Source organism: Streptomyces sp. NPDC002853, from assembly GCF_053591915.1.
The window spans coordinates 681452-698038 of the sequence record NZ_JBSFUS010000003.1; the positions used below are offsets into that span (position 1 = coordinate 681452).

Consider the following 16587-nt stretch of genomic DNA (forward strand, 5'->3'; position numbering starts at 1 on the left):
CCCTACGGAGGCCTCAACCGCAGAGGGCTCACCCGAGGGAAGTACCCGGTAGGGCGGGCCCTGCTGGACCCTCCCCATCCCGTGCCGGGCTTCGCGATTGCCGTGGCGGGAGCGCTCGCCTTGGCGCGGTTCGGGGAGGCCTCGGCGCCTGCGGAGGGCTCAACTGCGGAGGGCTCACCCGAGGGAAGCGCTCGGTAGGGCGGGCTCTGCTGGGCTTTCCCCGATCCCGCCCCTTCCACCGCCCATTCACCGCCCGTCCACCGCCCCTTCCACCGCCCCTTCCACCGCCCCTTCCCAAAACTGGGGCTCCGCCCCCCAAGCCCCCCAGACCCCGCTCCTCCAACGCCGGAGAAGCTGAAACCACAAGCCCTACGGCAACACCCTGCACAACGCCTCCAGCGCCCCCGCCCACCCATGGTCCGCCGGTGTTCCGTAGCCCACGACCAGTGCGTCCCGTTCCGGAGGGTGGGCCGCGGGGTGGCGGAAGCTGGACAGGCCCTGCACCGCCAGGCGTTGCCAGCTCGCCGCCTGGACCACCGTCCGTTCCGTACCCGGCGGGAGTTCAAGCACCGCGTGCAGCCCCGCCGCGATCCCCGTGGCCCGTACCTCCGGCGCCCGAGCGGCCAGCGCGGCGACCAGTTGGTCCCGTCGTCGGCGGTAGCGCAGCCGCGCGCTCCGGACATGGCGGTCGTACGCACCCGACGTGATGAACTCCGCGAGCGTCAGCTGGTCGAGCGCCCCGCAGGTCCATTCCGCGGCCCCCTTCGCCTCGACGACCTCGGCGGCGATCGGCGCGGGCAGCACCATCCAGCCGAGGCGGAGGCCGGGGGCCAGGGACTTGCTGGCCGTGCCGAGGTAGACCACGCGGTCGGGGTCGAGGCCCTGGAGCGCGCCCACCGGCTGCCGGTCGTAGCGGAACTCCCCGTCGTAGTCGTCCTCCAGGATCAGACCGCCCTCGCGCCGCGCCCAGTCGACGACGGCGGCACGCCGGTCGGGATGCAGCGGGACGCCCATCGGGAACTGGTGCGCGGGCGTCAGAAGCGCCACCTTGGCCGACCCGGACCCCAACTCGGCGGTGGACGTGCCCAGTTCGTCGATGGACAAGGGTCTTGTCCGCAGCCCTGCCCGCTTCAGCAGATCCCAGTGCACGTCCAGGCCGTACGACTCGACCGTCACCTCCCGCAGACCGCGGGCCCGCAGCACGCCTCCCAGCAGGCTCAGGCCCTGCGCGAACCCGGCGCAGATGACGATGCGGTCCGGGTCCGCGTGCACGCCGCGCGCCCGGGAGAGGTAGCCGGCGAGGGCGGTGCGCAGCTCGACGCGGCCGCGCGGGTCGCCGTAGCCGAGCGCGTCGTTCGGGGCGGTGGCCATGGCCCGGCGCGCGGCCTTGAGCCAGGCGGCACGCGGGAACGCCGAGAGGTCGGGGGTTCCCGGCATCAGGTCGTACGTCGGGCCGCCGGCGGCCCTGCGGCGCGGTGCGGGCTCCGCGGGGCGCGGCACGGAGCGTTCGGCGACGCGGGTGCCCGAGCCCTGGCGTGCGGTGAGCCAGCCCTCGGCGACGAGGTCCGCGTACGCGTCGGCGACGGTGTTGCGGGCGATGCCCAGGTCGACGGCGAGGGAGCGGGACGAGGGCAGGCGGGTGCCGGGAGCGAGCCTGCCGCCGCGCACCGCATCGCGCAGGGCGTCCGTGAGGCCCTTGCGTACGCCGGAGTGTGTCGCCTCTCCCCCGGTCTCCAGGTGCAGGTCGACGCCCAGAGTGGCCCACGATTCTTCCATGGGAATGGACCATACCTGTGGGCTATTCCCGCCGTACGGTCGATGTCATGACGACGAACCAGGACACCCCTGTACAGACGAACCAGCGCACCCCTGCACAGACGGACCAAGCCACCCCTGCACAGCCGCAGCCCAAGGAATACCTCCACGAGCACACCCCCCGCCTCGACTGGCACCAGCTCGCGCCCGACGTCTTCAAGGCGATGGTCAGGCTCGACGCGGCCGCCCGTAAGGGCGTCGACCCGGTGATCCTCGAACTGGTCAAGATCAGGGCCTCGCAGATCAACCACTGCGCGCTCTGCGTCGACATGCACAGCAAGGACGCCCTCGCGGCGGGCGAGAGCGTGGAGCGGATCATCCAGCTCAGCGCGTGGGAGGAGTCGCAGCACTTCTACACGGCCAAGGAGGTCGCCGCGATCGAGCTGGCCGAGGCGATCACCGTCCTGACGGACGGCTTCGTGCCGGACGCGGTGTACGACAAGGCGGCGGCCCTTTTCGAGGAGCAGGAGCTGACGCAGCTGATCGCTGCGATCACGGTGATCAACGCGTGGAACCGTTTCGGTGTCTCGACTCGGCAGGTCCCGGGCCACTACAAGGCCGGGGACCACAAGTGAGCGCTCGGACCACCCACCTCGACAAGGGCGTCGCCGGCGCGCTGTCCGCGCTGAGCGCGGCCGCGAAGAAGGGGCTCGGCGACCCGGTGCTCGCCGAGCTCGTGATGATCCGGGCCTCGCAGATCAACGCGTGTGCGTTCTGCCTCGACATGCATGTGGACATCGCCGTGAGGAACGGCGAGACGGCCAAGCGGATCGCCCTCCTCAACGCGTGGGCCGAGGCGGGTGAGCTGTTCAGCGAGCGGGAGCGGGTCGCTCTCGCGCTGACCGAGGCGGTCACGGTCCTGACGGACGGGTTCGTCCCCGACGAGGTCTACGAGGCGGCCGCCAAGCACTTCGGGGAGGCCGAACTCGCCCATCTCATCGGGGTGATCACCGTCATCAACAGCTGGAACCGGGTGATGGTCAGCCGCCGTATCGAGCCGGGAGGGTACGCGCCGTGAGCCTCGTGGACGACTTCCGCTCGCTGCACCACGGGCGGGCGCCCGGTGATCCGCTGGTCCTTCCCGGGCCGTGGGACGCGGCCAGTGCGCGGGTCTTCGTGGACGCCGGGTTCCCGGCCCTGGCGACGCCGAGCGCGGGGGTCGCGGCGTCGCTCGGGTACGCGGACGGTTCGGTGCCGCCGGAGGAGATGTTCGCCGCCGTGCGCAGGGTGGTGCGGTCGGTGTCCGTGCCGGTGTCCGCGGACATCGAGGACGGCTACGGGCTGCCGCCGAAGGAGCTGGTGGAACGGCTCCTGGAGACGGGCGCGGTCGGCTGCAATTTGGAGGATTCGTCGGGCGGCGCCCTGCGGGATCCGCGCGAGCAGGCGGACCGGCTCGCGGAGGTACGTTCCGTCGCGGGCGACCGGTTGTTCGTGAACGCCCGGGTGGACACGTTCGTACACGGCGACGGCGATCCGGCGCGGGCCATCGAGCGGGCACGGCTGTACGTCGAGGCGGGCGCGGACTGCGTCTATCCGATCCTCGCGCCGCCCGAGGTGCTCCCGCGGCTGCGGGCCGGCATCGAGGGGCCCGTCAACGTGGCGGCGAAGCCGGCGGGGCTGCCGACCGTGCGGGAGCTGGGTGAACTGGGCGCCACGCGGATCACGTTCGGGCCGGGTCTGCTGCACCGCGCGTCTGAGGCGCTGCGGGAGATCGCCGAGAGCCTGAACCCGCAGTAGACGCGGGCACGCGGAAACAGACGTGACGGTGCCGGGGTGTCCTTCGTGAAGGACACCCCGGCACCGTCATCGTCACACTGCTGCGATCAGCCTCCGGCTGCCGTCAGCGACGACGTCACTTCTTCGGGATCCACTTCTCCCACGTCGCCTTGTTGTCCTTGATCCACTTCTCGGCCGCTGCCTCGCCGGACATCTTGTCCTTGGCGATCGACATGGCGACCTCGTTCTGCTCCTCGGTCGTCCACTTGAAGTTCTTCAGGAACTCCGCGGCGTCGCCGCCGTCCTTGGCGAAGTCGGCGTTGAAGTACTTCTGCAGCGGGGTGTTGGCGTAACCGCACTCGGTCTTGGTCTCGGGCTCGTTGCAGCCCTCCTTGAACGGCGGGAGCTTCACCTCGACCATGTCCATGTCGGCGTTCGCCCACAGGGGCTCCCACCAGTAGCTGATGAAGGGCTCCTTGGCGGCGTACTTGCGCTGGATCTCCTTGATCTGCGCGGCCTCGTTGCCGGTGTCCTTGATCTTGAAGTTCAGCTTGTGGTTCTTGATCAGGAACTCGTCGTACGTGGTGTACGAGGGCGCCGCGCCGATGAACTCCCCCTTGTCACCGCTGCGGTTGCTCTTGAAGTCCTTGGCGAACTTGTTGAGGTTCTTGTAGTCCAGGATCTCCGGGTGCTTGTCCGCGTAGTACTTCGGCACGTACCAGCCGATGTGCCCGGTGACGCCCAGGTCGCCGCCCTTGACGACCGTCTTCTTCTGGTCGATGTAGAGCTTCTGCTTCTTGGGCTGGCCGTCCCAGTCCTCCAGGATCGCGTCGGCCTTGCCGTTGTTCAGGGCGTCCCAGGCGATCGGCTCGTCGAGCTGCTGGAGTTCGACCTTCTTGACGCCGACCTCGTCCTCGAGGAGCTTCTTGGCGACCTCGGCGTTGGCGCGCGCGCCGACCCACGAGGGGACCGTGATGGTGACCTCGTCGGCACCGCCCGAGGACTTCGTGTCGGCGGCGCCACAGGCGCTGAGCGCCACCATGGACGCGGCGCCGAGTCCGGCGAGGATCGAAGTGCGTATCCGCTTGCTGTAGTTCACGAGATTGTTCCCTTACGTAGCAGGAGAGCGGGGTCCGGAAGCGTACGTCAGCGCAGCGTGCGCGCCTTGACGTCGGCGCCGGGCTGGGAGATGCGGTCGAGCAGCAGACCGAGGCAGACGATGGCGATACCGGCGGTCAGACCGAGGCCGAGGTCACCCTTGGTGAGGCCCCTGACCACGTCCACGCCGAGCGCGCCGCCGCCGATCATGCCGCCGATGACGACCATGGACAGGACGAGGACGACGCCCTGGTTGAGGGCGACGAGCAGCGCGGGCCTGGCCAGCGGCAGCTGCACCTGCCGGAGCTGCTGGCCGGTGGAGGCGCCGAGCGAGCGGGCCGCCTCCAGGGCCGAGGGATCGATCTGGCGGATGCCCTGGGCCGTGATGCGGATGACGGCGGGCAGCGCGTAGATGACCGAGGCCACCGCGGCGGCCGCGGGGTTGGAGCCGAACAGCGCGATCATCGGGATGAGATAGATGAACGCCGGCAGGGTCTGCATGGTGTCGAGCACCGGCCGGATGCCGCGCTCCACCCAGGACACCCGGGCCGCGAGCACACCGATGGCGAAGCCCAGGATCAGCGTGACCACCAGCGCGGCGATCACCTGCGAGAGGGTGTCCATCGAGCGGCTCCACAGCCCCATCGCGCCGATCGCGGCGAGCGCGAGCACGACGGTGACCGCCGCGCGCCAGCGGCCCGCGAGGTAGGCGAGGACACCGGCCACCAGGATCACCGCCCACCACGGGGTGGCGAGCAGGGCGTCGAACAGCGGGTTGATGCCGTAGTCGATGAAGGCGTTCGCCCAGGTGAGGGTGCCGCCGATGACCGGGATGCCGGAACCGAGCTCGCGCTCGATCCAGCCGACGGCCTCGTTGATCGGCTGGGAGATGGAGACGACCCAGTTCTCGGGCCACTCCGTGCGGCCGAGCGCCTGGCCGAGCACGGCGGCGCCCGCCACCACGGCGGCCATGACGGCCCACAGGACGCGCGTGGCGAAGGCGCTGCGCGCGGGTGCCGCGTCGTCGACGCGTTCGCCGAACCCGGCGGTCGTGCGGTCAAGCCAGACGGCGATCAGCACGATCGCGATGCCGGCCGGTACCGCGAGGCCCACGTCGAGGGTGGAGATCGCGGTGAAGATCGGGTCGCCGAGACCGCCTGCGCCGACCACCGTCGCGAGCACGACCATCGACAGACACATCATGATCGTCTGGTTGAGGCCGAGCAGCATCGGCTTGCGGGCCAGCGGGAGACGGGCCGTCCACAGTCGCTGCCAGGCGCTGGCACCCAGCGACTGGGAGGCCTCGAGTGCCGCCGCGTCGGCGCCGCGCAGACCGAGCGAGGTGAGCCTGGCCATCGGCGGGGCGGCGTAGATGACGGTCGCCATGAAGACGGCCGGGGTGCCGACGTCGAACATCAAGACGAAGGGCAGCAGGTACGAGAAGGCAGGGAGCACCTGCATGGTGTCGAAGACCGGCCGCAGGATGCGCTCGGCACGGTCCGAGAGCCCGGCCGCGAGGCCGAGCAGCACACCGACGAGACCCGCGACGGCCACACAGACGACCATCAGGGCCAGGGTCTCCATCGCCTCTTCCCACACGTCGAGCACGCCGATCACGGCGAACGTGCCGAAGGCGATGCCCGCGAGGGCCAGTGCGCGGCGGCGCAGGTTCGCCCCGCCCGCGTACCAGGAGATGAGCACCGCGGCGACGGTCACCCCGATGAAGCCGAGGCCCTCCAGACCGCTGAGCACGCCGTCCACCGCGGATTCCGAGGTGTTGCTGATGTGCAGCAGGAAGTACAGGAAGATCGGGTGGGTGTCGCGGTTCTGCGCCATCCAGGTGTTCACGTCGTCGAGCGGCGAGCGCACGTCGAAGGTCAGGTCGGACGGCCAGGCGCCGTTGGCGGTGACGGCCGCGGAGACGACCGCGACCAGCAGGGCGCAGACCAGCAGGATCGCCTTGGGGTTGCGCAGGAACGCGGCCAGCGGGCCGGGTCCCTCGGCGGGCGGGCCCGGCGGGGCCACGCCCTCCTTCTTCTCGATGACGGAAGTCGGGGCCGCGCTCATACGGCTGCCACCGCCTTGTCCCGGGGATCACTGTCGAGGCCCGCGACCACCGCGAGGAGCTGCTCGTGGTCGACGATGCCGAGGGTGCGTCCGTTGTCGACGACACGGCAGTACGAGCCGCTGCGGGCCACGGCCTCGATCGCGTCGACGACCAGCGTGTCCGGGCCGATCGCGGCACCGGACTCGGCCTCGTCGCCCTCGGCGGGGCGCATGGCGCGGCGCACGGTGATGACCTGCTCGCGCGACACGTCCTGGACGAAGTCGCGGACGTAGTCGTCGGCCGGGTTGGCGACGATCTCCTCGGGGGTGCCGAGCTGCACGATGGCGCCGTCCCGCATCAGCATGATGCGGTCGCCCAGGCGCAGCGCCTCGCTCAGGTCGTGGGTGATGAAGACCATCGTGCGGCCCTCTTCGCGGTGCAGGCGGATGACCTCTTCCTGCATGTCCCGCCTGATCAGCGGGTCGAGCGCGCTGAACGGCTCGTCGAAGAGGAGGACTTCGGGGTCGACGGCGAGGGCGCGGGCCAGTCCGACGCGCTGCTGCTGGCCGCCGGAGAGCTGGGTGGGGCGGCGCTCCTCCATGCCTTCGAGGCCGACCTTGGCGACGACCTCCAGGGCCTTGGCGCGGCGCTCGGCCTTGCCGACTCCCTGGATCTCCAGGCCGTACGCGACGTTGTCGAGGACCGTGCGGTGCGGAAGGAGGCCGAAGTTCTGGAAGACCATCGCGGCCTTGTGGCGGCGCAGTTCGCGCAGCTGGTTCTTGTCCATGCCGAGCACGTCCTGCCCGTCCATGGATATGGAACCGCTGGTCGGCTCGATGAGCCGGGTCAGCGTGCGCACCAGGGTCGACTTGCCCGAGCCGGACAGGCCCATGACGACGAAGACCTCGCCGCGCCTGACGTCGAAGCTGACGTCCCGCACGGCCGCCGTGCAGCCGGTGCGCTCACGCAGCTCGGTGGCAGAGAGTCCCGCGAACTCCTCGTTGCCCGGGATGCTCTTGGCCTTGGAACCGAAGACCTTCCACAGGTCCCGGACGGCGAACACGGACGCGGCCTCCTCGGAGGCGGGCGTCTCGGGGGCAGGCGTCTTGTCAGTGGTGGTGGTCATCGGACATCACTCCCGGTCAGCAGTTCCGCGCACTTTTCCCCGACCATGAGCACTCCGATCATCGGGTTCACGGCAGGCATCGTCGGGAAGACGGATGCGTCCGCGATTCGGATTCCCTCGAGGCCCCGGATCCGCAGCTCCGGGTCGACCACAGCAAGTTCATCAGCGGAAGCTCCCATTCGGCAGGTTCCCGCCGGGTGGTACACAGTGTGCGCAGCCTTGCGCACGAGCTCGCTGATCTCGGCGTCGTCGGTGACGTCCGGGCCCGGGAAGACCTCGCGCTTGAGCCACTTGGCGAAGGGCTCGGCCTGCGCGACCTTGCGGGCCAGCTTGATGCCGTCGACGAGGGTCTGTCCGTCGTAGTCGACGCCGTCCTCGTCGTGCTCGAAGTACTTGAAGTCGAGGGCGGGCTTCACCTCGGGGTCGGCCGACGTCAGGTAGACGCGGCCGCGCGCACGGGACTTGGGGATGTTCGGCGTCATCGAGACGCCGTGCTCCGGGCGTTCGTAGCCCAGGCGCTCCGGGTTGTCCGTGAACGGGATCTGGTAGAAGTGGAACATCAGGTCAGGGCCCTTGTGGTCCGGGTCCCGCTTGACGAAGAGGCCCGCGTCGGAGTCCATCGCGGAGTTGCCGGGGATCGGTCCGTTCGTCTCCCAGACGATGACCGACTCGGGGTGGTCCAGGAGGTTCTCGCCGACGCCCGGCAGGTCGTGCGCGACGGGGATGCCGAGCGCTTCGAGGTCCTTGGCGGGGCCGATGCCGGAGTGCAGGAGCAGCCGGGGCGTGTCGACGGCGCCCGCGCAGACGAGCACCTCGCGGCGGGCGGTGAGCAGCTGCTCGGCGCCGTCCTTCGTACGGATGTGGACGCCGCGCGCGGTCTTGCCGTCCAGCTCCAGCTTGGTGGCCCAGGTCTCCAGGAACAGGTGGAGGTTCGGGCGGTCGCCGGCCTCCATGTGGGGGTGGAGGTAGGCGACGGAGGCGGAGGAACGCTTGTTGTTCTCCGGGTGGTACGAGAGGTCGAAGAAGCCGACGCCCTCGTCGAAGGGCTTGTCGTTGAAGCCGACGACCTCGGGGACGCCGAGGGCGGTCTTCGTCGCCTCGACCCAGTCGGTGGCGATCTGGTTCTGGTCCTTCTTGGCGACGCGCACGATGTTGTTGCGCAGCTTGCCGAAGTACGGGTCCATCGCCTTGGCGTTCCAGCCGGTGGCGCCCGCCTCTTCCCACTCGTCCCAGTCGGACGGCAGCGGCTTGAAGGAGATCAGGGTGTTGTGCGACGAGCAGCCGCCGAGGACCTTGGCGCGGCTGTGCAGGATGTGCGAGTTGCCGCACGGCTGCTCGGTGGTCGTGTAGCCGTAGTCGAGGTCGCCGCCGAGCAGGCCGAGCCAGCGGCGCAGCGTGAGGACGTCCTCGCGGTCGATGTCGCTGGGGCCGCCCTCGATGACGGCGACGGTGACTCCCGGGTCCTCGGTGAGCCGGGACGCGATCACCGAACCGGCGGTGCCGCCACCGACGATGACGTAGTCGTACTCAGTGGTCTCAGCCATGCGTGCTGCTCCTCTTCCTGCGAGGTGTGATGCAAGGTGCTTGCGCGTATAGAGCGGGGGGCGCTCGGACGTACGGACATACATGCGTGCGCGGGGGCGGGACTGCCGCCCCCGCGCACGCCTCTACGAGCCGGGCCTCAGCCCGCGAACCAGCGGACCGGACGCGGGGCGAGGTTCTGGTAGATGTGCTTGGACTCGCGGTACTCGGCGAGTCCGGCGGGTCCGAGCTCGCGCCCGACGCCGCTCTTGCCGAAGCCGCCCCACTCCGCCTGCGGAAGGTAGGGGTGGAAGTCGTTGATCCAGACCGTGCCGTGGCGCAGGCGCCGGGCCATGCGGCGGCCGAGGCCCGCGTCGTTGGTCCAGACGGCGCCCGCGAGACCGTACTCGGTGTCGTTGGCGAGCGCGACCGCCTCGTCCTCGGTGCGGAAGGTCTCGACGGTCAGGACCGGGCCGAAGACCTCCTCGCGCACGACGCGCATCTCGCGGTGGCACTGGTCCAGGACGGTCGGCTCGTAGAAGTAGCCGGACGCGGGGCGCACTTCGCTGGGCTCGGGGCGCTTGCCGCCGGAGCGCAGGACCGCGCCCTCCTCCAGTGCGGAGGCGACGTACGACTCGGTCTTCTCGCGCTGCTGCTGCGAGACGAGCGGGCCGCACTCGACGCCGTCCTCGGTGCCGCGGCCGAGCTTGATGCGGCTCGCGCGGCGGGCGAGTTCGGCGACGAAGCGCTCGCGCACCGACTCCTCGATGATGAGGCGGCCACCGGCGGAGCAGACCTGCCCGCTGTGGATGAAGGCGGCGTTCAGCGCCTGGTCGACGGCGGTGTCGAAGCCCTCTTCGGTGGCGCAGGCGTCGGCGAAGACGACGTTCGGGTTCTTGCCGCCGAGTTCGAGGGCGACCTTCTTGACGCCGAGGGCCGCGGCCTGGGCGACCTTGGTGCCGGAGACGAGGCCGCCGGTGAAGGAGACCAGGTCGACGTCGGGGTGGTCGGAGAGGCGTGCGCCGACGGTGTGGCCGGGGCCGGTCACGATGTTGGCGACACCGGCCGGGAGGCCCGCCTCGACGAGCAGCTCGATCAGCGCGACCGTCGTCAGCGGAGTGACCTCACTCGGCTTGATGACGAAGGTGTTGCCCGCGGCGAGCGCGGGGGCGATCTTCCAGCTGGCCTGGAGGAGCGGGTAGTTCCACGGCGTGATCATCGTGCAGACGCCGACGGGCTCGTGCACGACGACGCTGTGGATGTCGTCGGAGCCGGCGTCGACCACGCGGCCCGCGCCCTCGCCGATCACCAGATCGGCGAAGTAGCGGAAGGCGTCGGCGACGCAGTCGACGTCGACACGGCCTTCCTCGACGGTCTTGCCCGCGTCACGGCTCTCCAGGAGGCCGATCTTCTCGCGGTCGCGTACGAGGAGGTCTGCCACGCGGCGCAGCAGCGCGGCCCGTTCGGCGACGGGTGTGGCCGGCCACGGTCCGTGGTCGAAGGCCTCGCGGGCGGCGGCGATGGCCGCGTCGGTGTCCTCGGTGCCGCCCTCGGCGATCAGTGCGAACGGCTTGGCATCCGCAGGGTCGAGGATCTCGCGTGTGGCGCCGGAGAGGGCGTTACGCCACTCTCCGCCCACATGGATGGTCTGTTGTGCGGACACGTCCCGTTTGCCTTCCATTCCTGTCATACGCCCCGCCTGTCACTCGCGGTAGCCGGGGGCACATGCCCCGAGGCGGAGAAACCATGCGCATTACATAACCGAAAGTGCGCTGTGTCACTGCGCGTGCAGGCACCTGGGGCAATACGTCCGCGTGAAGGGGCATTTGGGAACAGAGGTGGCGCTATGGGCCGCTAAGCGTCGATGTCGTCGAGGTCCACGGGCTCGTCCTGTACGGCGAGTCCAGCCACCCAGAGGGGCATCAGCCAGTGCACGACGAAGGCGGTGAAGAGGACGGGGAAGAGCAGCCCTTCGGCATCCCATCCCTGGTACGCGGCGATGCCCGCGCCCACGGCGGCCGCCAGGAGGAGCCACAGCATGATCTGCCGGGCCCGCGCCGCGACCCGCGTCCGCTCCGCGCGCTGCCGCTCGTCGAGGGCGCGTTCGCGCAGTTCGAGAAGGCCGCGCGTGGCGCCGTTGATGACGCCGGTGGCGATGCACCACGGCAGCAGCAGCCCGAGCATCGTCCACATCGCCCAGCGCTGGTCGCCCACGACCGTGAGCAGCCAGGCCGTGACGCTCGCCACCGTCAGCGCGATGTGGGCGCCGACAGCGAGCCGCCTTCGCGTGGCGGTGGCGTACATCGGCGCCGCCTCACGCCGGTTCATGAGCGCGAACATCCGCCGGTCGTAGCCGGTCATCCGCTGCGTCCCCGTCTCCCGCACCTGCTGGCCCGTCATCCCTGACTCCTCCCGTAGACCTCGTCCGTGAGCGGGCGGAACGGCTCGAGGGAGAACAGCGCCTCCACCGGCAGCCCGAAGAACACCGCGATCTTCAATGCCAGGTCGAGGCTCGGGTTGTACTGCCCGCGCTCGATGTAGCCGATGGTCTGGTAGTGGACCCCCACCGCCTCGGCCAGGCTCTGGCGCGACACCTTCCGCTCCGCGCGCACCATCGCCAACCTGTTGTGCACTTGCTCGCTCATGTATAAGAAGTACTACATCAGTGAGCAGGTTGGCAACGGCCGAAGGGCGTTGGTGATCAAGGAGCGGGGCAGATCTCGTCCGGCGGGCAGAACCACGACAGGGCGGTGGCCATGAGCTTCTCCTCGTCGTCCCTGCCGTCCGCGTCCGAGCCGTACACCGCCAAGGCGTACAACTCACCGTCCGTCGCCTCGAAGCGATGGTCGATGACGTGCCACGTCCCGATGTCCGGCTCGCCCTTGAACTCGTCGGCCACGTAATCGAGTCGGGCGGCCGAACGGCCCTCCTCGTCCATGCGCTCCAGCGGCCCGAGTTGGTCGAAACCGCCGGGCATCGGGGTCTCGTCCAGCCAGGTCCGCAGCGACTCGTACGGCGACGGCTCGCTCACCCGGTACACCTGCAGCCTCCGGTCCCCCTTGGGGCTGCGGTAATTGACGACGTTGAAATCCTCGGTCGGTTCGACCAGTTGCCGGACCCAGCCCCGCGGCACCGCGAGCCGGAAGCCCTCCTCGTCGAACACCTCCTCGTACGGAGCCGGGGGCACGCCCGCGGGGGAAGGCGCCGCCGTGTCGCCCTCGGCTCCGGCGTCCGCGCTCTGTGAGGGCCGCTCGAGGACCGTCAGGTATCCCGTGGGCCGCGGTTCGTCCTTCCAGCCGAGCGCCCAGCCCCCGAAGCCCAGACCGCACGCGGCGAGCACCGCCACCACACCCCGCAGCGCCTTGCCCTGGCGCACCGCGTCCCGGTCGTGGAGCTCGGCGATCCGCCGTTCCCGCTCCTGGCCGACCCACTCCTGGCGGTCCGCGTCGAAGATCCACACCGCTCGTCCCTCAGCCCGTGACCTGGGCGATCGCCTGGAGCACGGCCGTCACGGAGGCGGCCGTCGCGGCGGCGGCGCCGTACTGCTCCAGGCGGGCACGGAGCCTGCCGAGCGGACCGCCGTCACTGCGGCCCACCCGGCTGATCTCCCCTTCCACCTCGCCCAGTTCGGCGTCGAGCGCGTCCTCCTCGGCCGTGCGCCCGGCGGCCTGGCGCAGTTCGCCGCGCAGGGCACGGATCTGGGTGAGCAGGTGCCGCTGTGCCGGATCGGACACCACCACCGTGTGGTTGGTGGACTCGGCCCTGCCGTGCGAACCGAAGGCCTGCGAGCCGCCGGTGATCGAACCGATCTGGACGTGCGCACCGCCGCCGGTGTCCCCGTCGCCGCTCATGCCGTGCTCCCCTCGGTGGTGTGCGTGGCCTGACCGTGGGCGCCCGTGGCGAGGGCGCCGCCGGACATCTCCGTGATGTAGACCCCGCTGTTGTTGATCTGCGTGATGTTCTGTTCCAGGCGGTCCGTGCGGAAGCCGCCGGCCCGCAGCGCGTCCCGGACGCCCTCGCCGATGCGGTCCTGGAGGGTGCGGATGTAGCGGGCGACGTCCATCTCCTGGAAGAGCGAGAGGTCGTCGGTGCTCGCCAGCTGGCGCAGCGAGACCAGCGGCGCGTCCGGCGGCGCCTGCAGGGGGCGGCCGATCCCGAGCCAGGAGCACGCGGACCGCAGGGCGCGCGCGGCCTGCGGCGTGGGCGCCTCCCCCTCGGAGGGCTCGGGCTGCGCGAGCCAGAGCCGGAACGAGGGGACGAGCGAGGGCAGTGTGCGCAGGGCGGCGATGCCGATCGCCACGCCGACCGCGGGGCCGTCGACGCAGGCGCGCAGGGCGTCGCGGACGGGGCCTTCCGGCTCACCGGCCACGATGGTGTCGACCTCGCGGAACTCGGGGACGATCGGCCCGAGGACGTGCGGCACCACTTCGAGGACCAGCATGCCGCCCTGGGTGTGCACCCTGACCAGAAGCGAGACGACGACCTGTTCGTTCCAGGCGCCGACCCGGATGCGCAGGAAGTGGCGCCGTGCCTCCCCGCCCTCACCGGCCGCCCGTTCGATGTGCCGGGCCGCCTGTCCTGCGTCGTAGAGCCCCGCGGTCTCGTACCCCTGCCCGGTGTAGAGCTGCTCGTCGCGGCCCGCGCCCGCGGGGAGGTAGACGAACTCCTCGATCTCCAGGTCCCGCAGCCGGTCCACGCTGGTGGCCGCGGCGGACCTGCGCAGATCCTTCAGGCGGGGCGCGATCATCTTGATGACCTCGCGAGCGGCGAGCGGTTCGTACGCGCGCTGGGCGGGCACCCCGTCGTCGGGCTCCTTCTCGGTGGCGCGCCGCAGCTCAAGGACGACCGACCACGGTTTACGCGGTTTTCCGGCGCCCACGAAGGGCCGGTTGGCGTCGTAGAGGGTGACCGGCGCGTTCTGCTCGCGGTGGATGCAGTCGACGACGCGGGTGAACCGCCGCGGGATGCGCGGCTGTTCGGTCTCGGCGAAGGTCTGCCGGGCGAGCTGGGTGCGCAGGGTCCGCTTGCGCAGGAACTGGTGGCGCCACACCACGGCCGCGACGAGCAGCGGGAAGATCACGGGGTACGGGGTGTCCCTGATCACGCTGATCGCGGAGTACGCGTACGCGGCAGCGCACCACCACACGAAGGCGGTCACCAGCCAGCCGATCCGGCGCCGCAGCCAGGCCAGCGGCGCCGGGAGCTCCAGCTGCCGCAAGGTGCCGCCGTCCGTGCCACGGCCCGAGACCACCCGTGCCAGCCACAGCAGCAGGACCACCACGGCGTACGCGATCGCCCAGCCGCCCGGCACGAAGGCGCCGAACGTGCCGTCGGGGCCCGTGTCCACGAGGTCGTCCGGGTCGAAGGCGAGCAGCGCGAGATCAGCGCCGGAGACACCCGACTCACCGCCCCGGGAGTCTTCGAGGACGTCCCAGATCATCACCGCGTCGGTGACGAGGAAGCCGATCCACACGGCCGCCAGGAGCAGCGCGGTGAACAGTTCCTCGCGCCGGGCGCGCAGCGCGTGCGCGAGCACCGGAAGCACGTCGGCACCGAGCGGCGGCGCCACGGGGCGCTCCGCGTGACCGACGAGTTCAGAGACGACCCGTCTGCGGAACACCGCGTCCAGGTGGACGCCGGCACACAGCAGCCGGGTGGCCTCGGTGTTACCTGCCATGGCCAACTCCGTCTGGGTAAAGCGGAATTGGAGCGTAACGGAGCGTGTGCGCAGGGGCCACGGAAAGGTGATTATGTCCCTCGGACAAGTGAATTCCGGCCGGCCTCACCTCGCCCCCGAGGCACCTCACCCCCGGACGCACCTCGCCCCCGGCAGCCGATCGAGCGGCCGCCGGGGGCGAGGTGGACGAGCTCCGGTACGGACGGGCCGTACGGGAAGGCGTACTAGATGAGGCCGAGGCCGCGAACCGCCTCGCGCTCCTCGGTGAGCTCCTTGACGGACGCGTCGATGCGCGTGCGCGAGAAGTCGTTGATCTCCAGGCCCTGGACGATCTCGTACTTGCCGTCCTTGGTGGTGACGGGGAAGGAGGAGATGAGGCCCTCCGGAACGCCGTACGAACCGTCCGAGGGGATGCCCATGGAGGTCCAGTCACCGGCGGCCGTGCCGTTCACCCACGTGTGGACGTGGTCGATGGCGGCGTTGGCGGCGGAGGCGGCCGAGGACGCGCCACGGGCCTCGATGATCGCGGCGCCGCGCTTGGCGACGGTCGGGATGAAGTCGTCGGCGAGCCAGGTCTGGTCGCTCACGACGTCCGCGGCGTTCTTGCCGGCGATCTCCGCGTGGAAGATGTCGGGGTACTGGGTGGCCGAGTGGTTGCCCCAGATGGTGAGGCGCTTGATGTCGGAGACCGGGGCGCCGGTCTTCTTCGACAGCTGCGAAAGCGCGCGGTTGTGGTCCAGGCGGGTCATCGCGGTGAAACGCTCGGCCGGTACGTCCGGGGCGGCGGCCTGCGCGATGAGCGCGTTGGTGTTGGCCGGGTTGCCCACGACGAGGACCTTGATGTCGTCCGCGGCGTTGTCGTTGATCGCCTTGCCCTGCGGCTTGAAGATGCCACCGTTGGCGGAGAGCAGGTCGCCGCGCTCCATGCCCTTGGTGCGGGGGCGGGCGCCGACGAGGAGGGCGACGTTGGCGCCGTCGAAGGCGACGTTCGGGTCGTCGCTGATCTCGATCGAGTTCAGTAGCGGGAAGGCGCAGTCGTCGAGCTCCATGGCGGTGCCCTCGGCGGCCTTCAGGGCCGGAGTGATCTCCAGGAGGCGAAGGTTGACCGGCACGTCCGCGCCGAGCAGGTGGCCGGAGGCGATGCGGAAGAGCAGCGCGTAGCCGATCTGGCCGGCCGCGCCGGTGACGGTGACATTCACGGGAGTGCGGGTCATGGCGATCTCCGTAAGACAGCAGGCGGTGGGGGTCCCTGCCCCTTGTGCGGGGTCCCCTTGTGCTGGATCCCCACCGACGCCCTCGATGATCGATCTCTTGGCATCAAGAGAGATCCGCCGCTCAGGCTATCGCGCCCCACCGACCCCCGAACCCCTGGAGGGTGTGGCCCACCCCACAAAGATCCACCCTTGCTGTGCACGGGTGAGTTTCCGCCGGGAAACAGCGGCTCAGCGGCCCCCGAAAAAATTCTCGTGAATCGACAGGCATGTTGTGCGTAGGTCAGGGCACACGCACGAGTACCCCCACGGGAGTGGTCACACCCCCAGGCGGCCGCCACGCTCCCCCCCCCTGTGTTGGCGGCCGCCACCTCCC

At 70.4% G+C, this 16587-nt stretch carries 15 protein-coding genes; 3 read left to right on the top strand and 12 right to left on the bottom strand.

From position 1 onward, the window contains the following. Positions 1 to 369 precede the first annotated feature (369 nt). Positions 370 to 1776, bottom strand: a complete 1407-nt coding sequence (gene pdxR, locus ACWD02_RS11010; protein ID WP_451207361.1) for a MocR-like pyridoxine biosynthesis transcription factor PdxR — start codon at positions 1774 to 1776, stop codon at positions 370 to 372. Between the two features lie 47 nt (positions 1777 to 1823). Between pdxR and ACWD02_RS11015 the strand changes: the two genes are divergently transcribed. Genes ACWD02_RS11015 through ACWD02_RS11025 form a run of 3 tightly spaced genes read left to right on the top strand, consistent with a single transcriptional unit; the run spans position 1824 to position 3552 of the window. Then, complete coding sequence (locus tag ACWD02_RS11015) at positions 1824 to 2390, top strand: carboxymuconolactone decarboxylase family protein (protein WP_451207364.1); 567 nt, start codon at positions 1824 to 1826, stop codon at positions 2388 to 2390. Continuing rightward, the gene (locus tag ACWD02_RS11020; protein WP_451207366.1) at positions 2387 to 2833 is read left to right on the top strand and encodes a carboxymuconolactone decarboxylase family protein; all 447 of its coding nucleotides are present in this window, start codon (positions 2387 to 2389) and stop codon (positions 2831 to 2833) included. Before ACWD02_RS11015 ends, ACWD02_RS11020 begins: the two co-directional genes overlap by 4 nt. After that, positions 2830 to 3552 (top strand): isocitrate lyase/PEP mutase family protein, encoded by a 723-nt coding sequence (locus tag ACWD02_RS11025; protein WP_451207369.1) that lies wholly within the window; start codon positions 2830 to 2832, stop codon positions 3550 to 3552. Before ACWD02_RS11020 ends, ACWD02_RS11025 begins: the two co-directional genes overlap by 4 nt. A gap of 115 nt (positions 3553 to 3667) precedes the next feature. Here ACWD02_RS11025 and ACWD02_RS11030 read toward each other — a convergent pair whose 3' ends face one another. From ACWD02_RS11030 to ACWD02_RS11080, 11 genes are all read right to left on the bottom strand, one after another. Continuing rightward, positions 3668 to 4630, bottom strand: a complete 963-nt coding sequence (locus ACWD02_RS11030; RefSeq protein ID WP_451207371.1) for a glycine betaine ABC transporter substrate-binding protein — start codon at positions 4628 to 4630, stop codon at positions 3668 to 3670. Between the two features lie 47 nt (positions 4631 to 4677). Continuing rightward, a complete protein-coding gene (locus tag ACWD02_RS11035) occupies positions 4678 to 6696 on the bottom strand; it encodes an ABC transporter permease (RefSeq protein ID WP_451207374.1) in 2019 nt (672 codons plus the stop codon). Then, a complete protein-coding gene (locus tag ACWD02_RS11040; protein WP_451207377.1) occupies positions 6693 to 7802 on the bottom strand; it encodes a quaternary amine ABC transporter ATP-binding protein in 1110 nt (369 codons plus the stop codon). Before ACWD02_RS11040 ends, ACWD02_RS11035 begins: the two co-directional genes overlap by 4 nt. Continuing rightward, positions 7799 to 9346: a GMC family oxidoreductase gene (locus ACWD02_RS11045; RefSeq protein WP_451207379.1), complete on the bottom strand. Its 1548-nt coding sequence runs from the start codon at positions 9344 to 9346 to the stop codon at positions 7799 to 7801. The genes ACWD02_RS11040 and ACWD02_RS11045 overlap by 4 nt, the downstream gene beginning before the upstream one ends. A 137-nt stretch (positions 9347 to 9483) precedes the next feature. Continuing rightward, positions 9484 to 11004, bottom strand: coding sequence for an aldehyde dehydrogenase family protein (locus ACWD02_RS11050; protein WP_451207509.1), 1521 nt, complete (start codon positions 11002 to 11004; stop codon positions 9484 to 9486). A gap of 173 nt (positions 11005 to 11177) precedes the next feature. Beyond that, on the bottom strand, positions 11178 to 11723 hold the full coding sequence (locus ACWD02_RS11055; RefSeq protein WP_451207381.1) for a hypothetical protein: 546 nt from the start codon (positions 11721 to 11723) through the stop codon (positions 11178 to 11180). Continuing rightward, on the bottom strand, positions 11720 to 11968 hold the full coding sequence (locus tag ACWD02_RS11060; protein ID WP_160506754.1) for a helix-turn-helix transcriptional regulator: 249 nt from the start codon (positions 11966 to 11968) through the stop codon (positions 11720 to 11722). Before ACWD02_RS11060 ends, ACWD02_RS11055 begins: the two co-directional genes overlap by 4 nt. A gap of 56 nt (positions 11969 to 12024) precedes the next feature. After that, positions 12025 to 12783, bottom strand: coding sequence for a hypothetical protein (locus ACWD02_RS11065; RefSeq protein ID WP_451207384.1), 759 nt, complete (start codon positions 12781 to 12783; stop codon positions 12025 to 12027). A 10-nt stretch (positions 12784 to 12793) separates the two neighbouring features. Next, the gene (locus ACWD02_RS11070) at positions 12794 to 13174 is read right to left on the bottom strand and encodes a hypothetical protein (RefSeq protein ID WP_451207387.1); all 381 of its coding nucleotides are present in this window, start codon (positions 13172 to 13174) and stop codon (positions 12794 to 12796) included. Continuing rightward, positions 13171 to 15000, bottom strand: coding sequence for a hypothetical protein (locus tag ACWD02_RS11075; protein ID WP_451207389.1), 1830 nt, complete (start codon positions 14998 to 15000; stop codon positions 13171 to 13173). Before ACWD02_RS11075 ends, ACWD02_RS11070 begins: the two co-directional genes overlap by 4 nt. Positions 15001 to 15224: 224 nt before the next feature. Next, positions 15225 to 16214, bottom strand: a complete 990-nt coding sequence (locus ACWD02_RS11080; RefSeq protein ID WP_351172698.1) for a malate dehydrogenase — start codon at positions 16212 to 16214, stop codon at positions 15225 to 15227. Between the last annotated feature and the right edge of the window lie 373 nt (positions 16215 to 16587).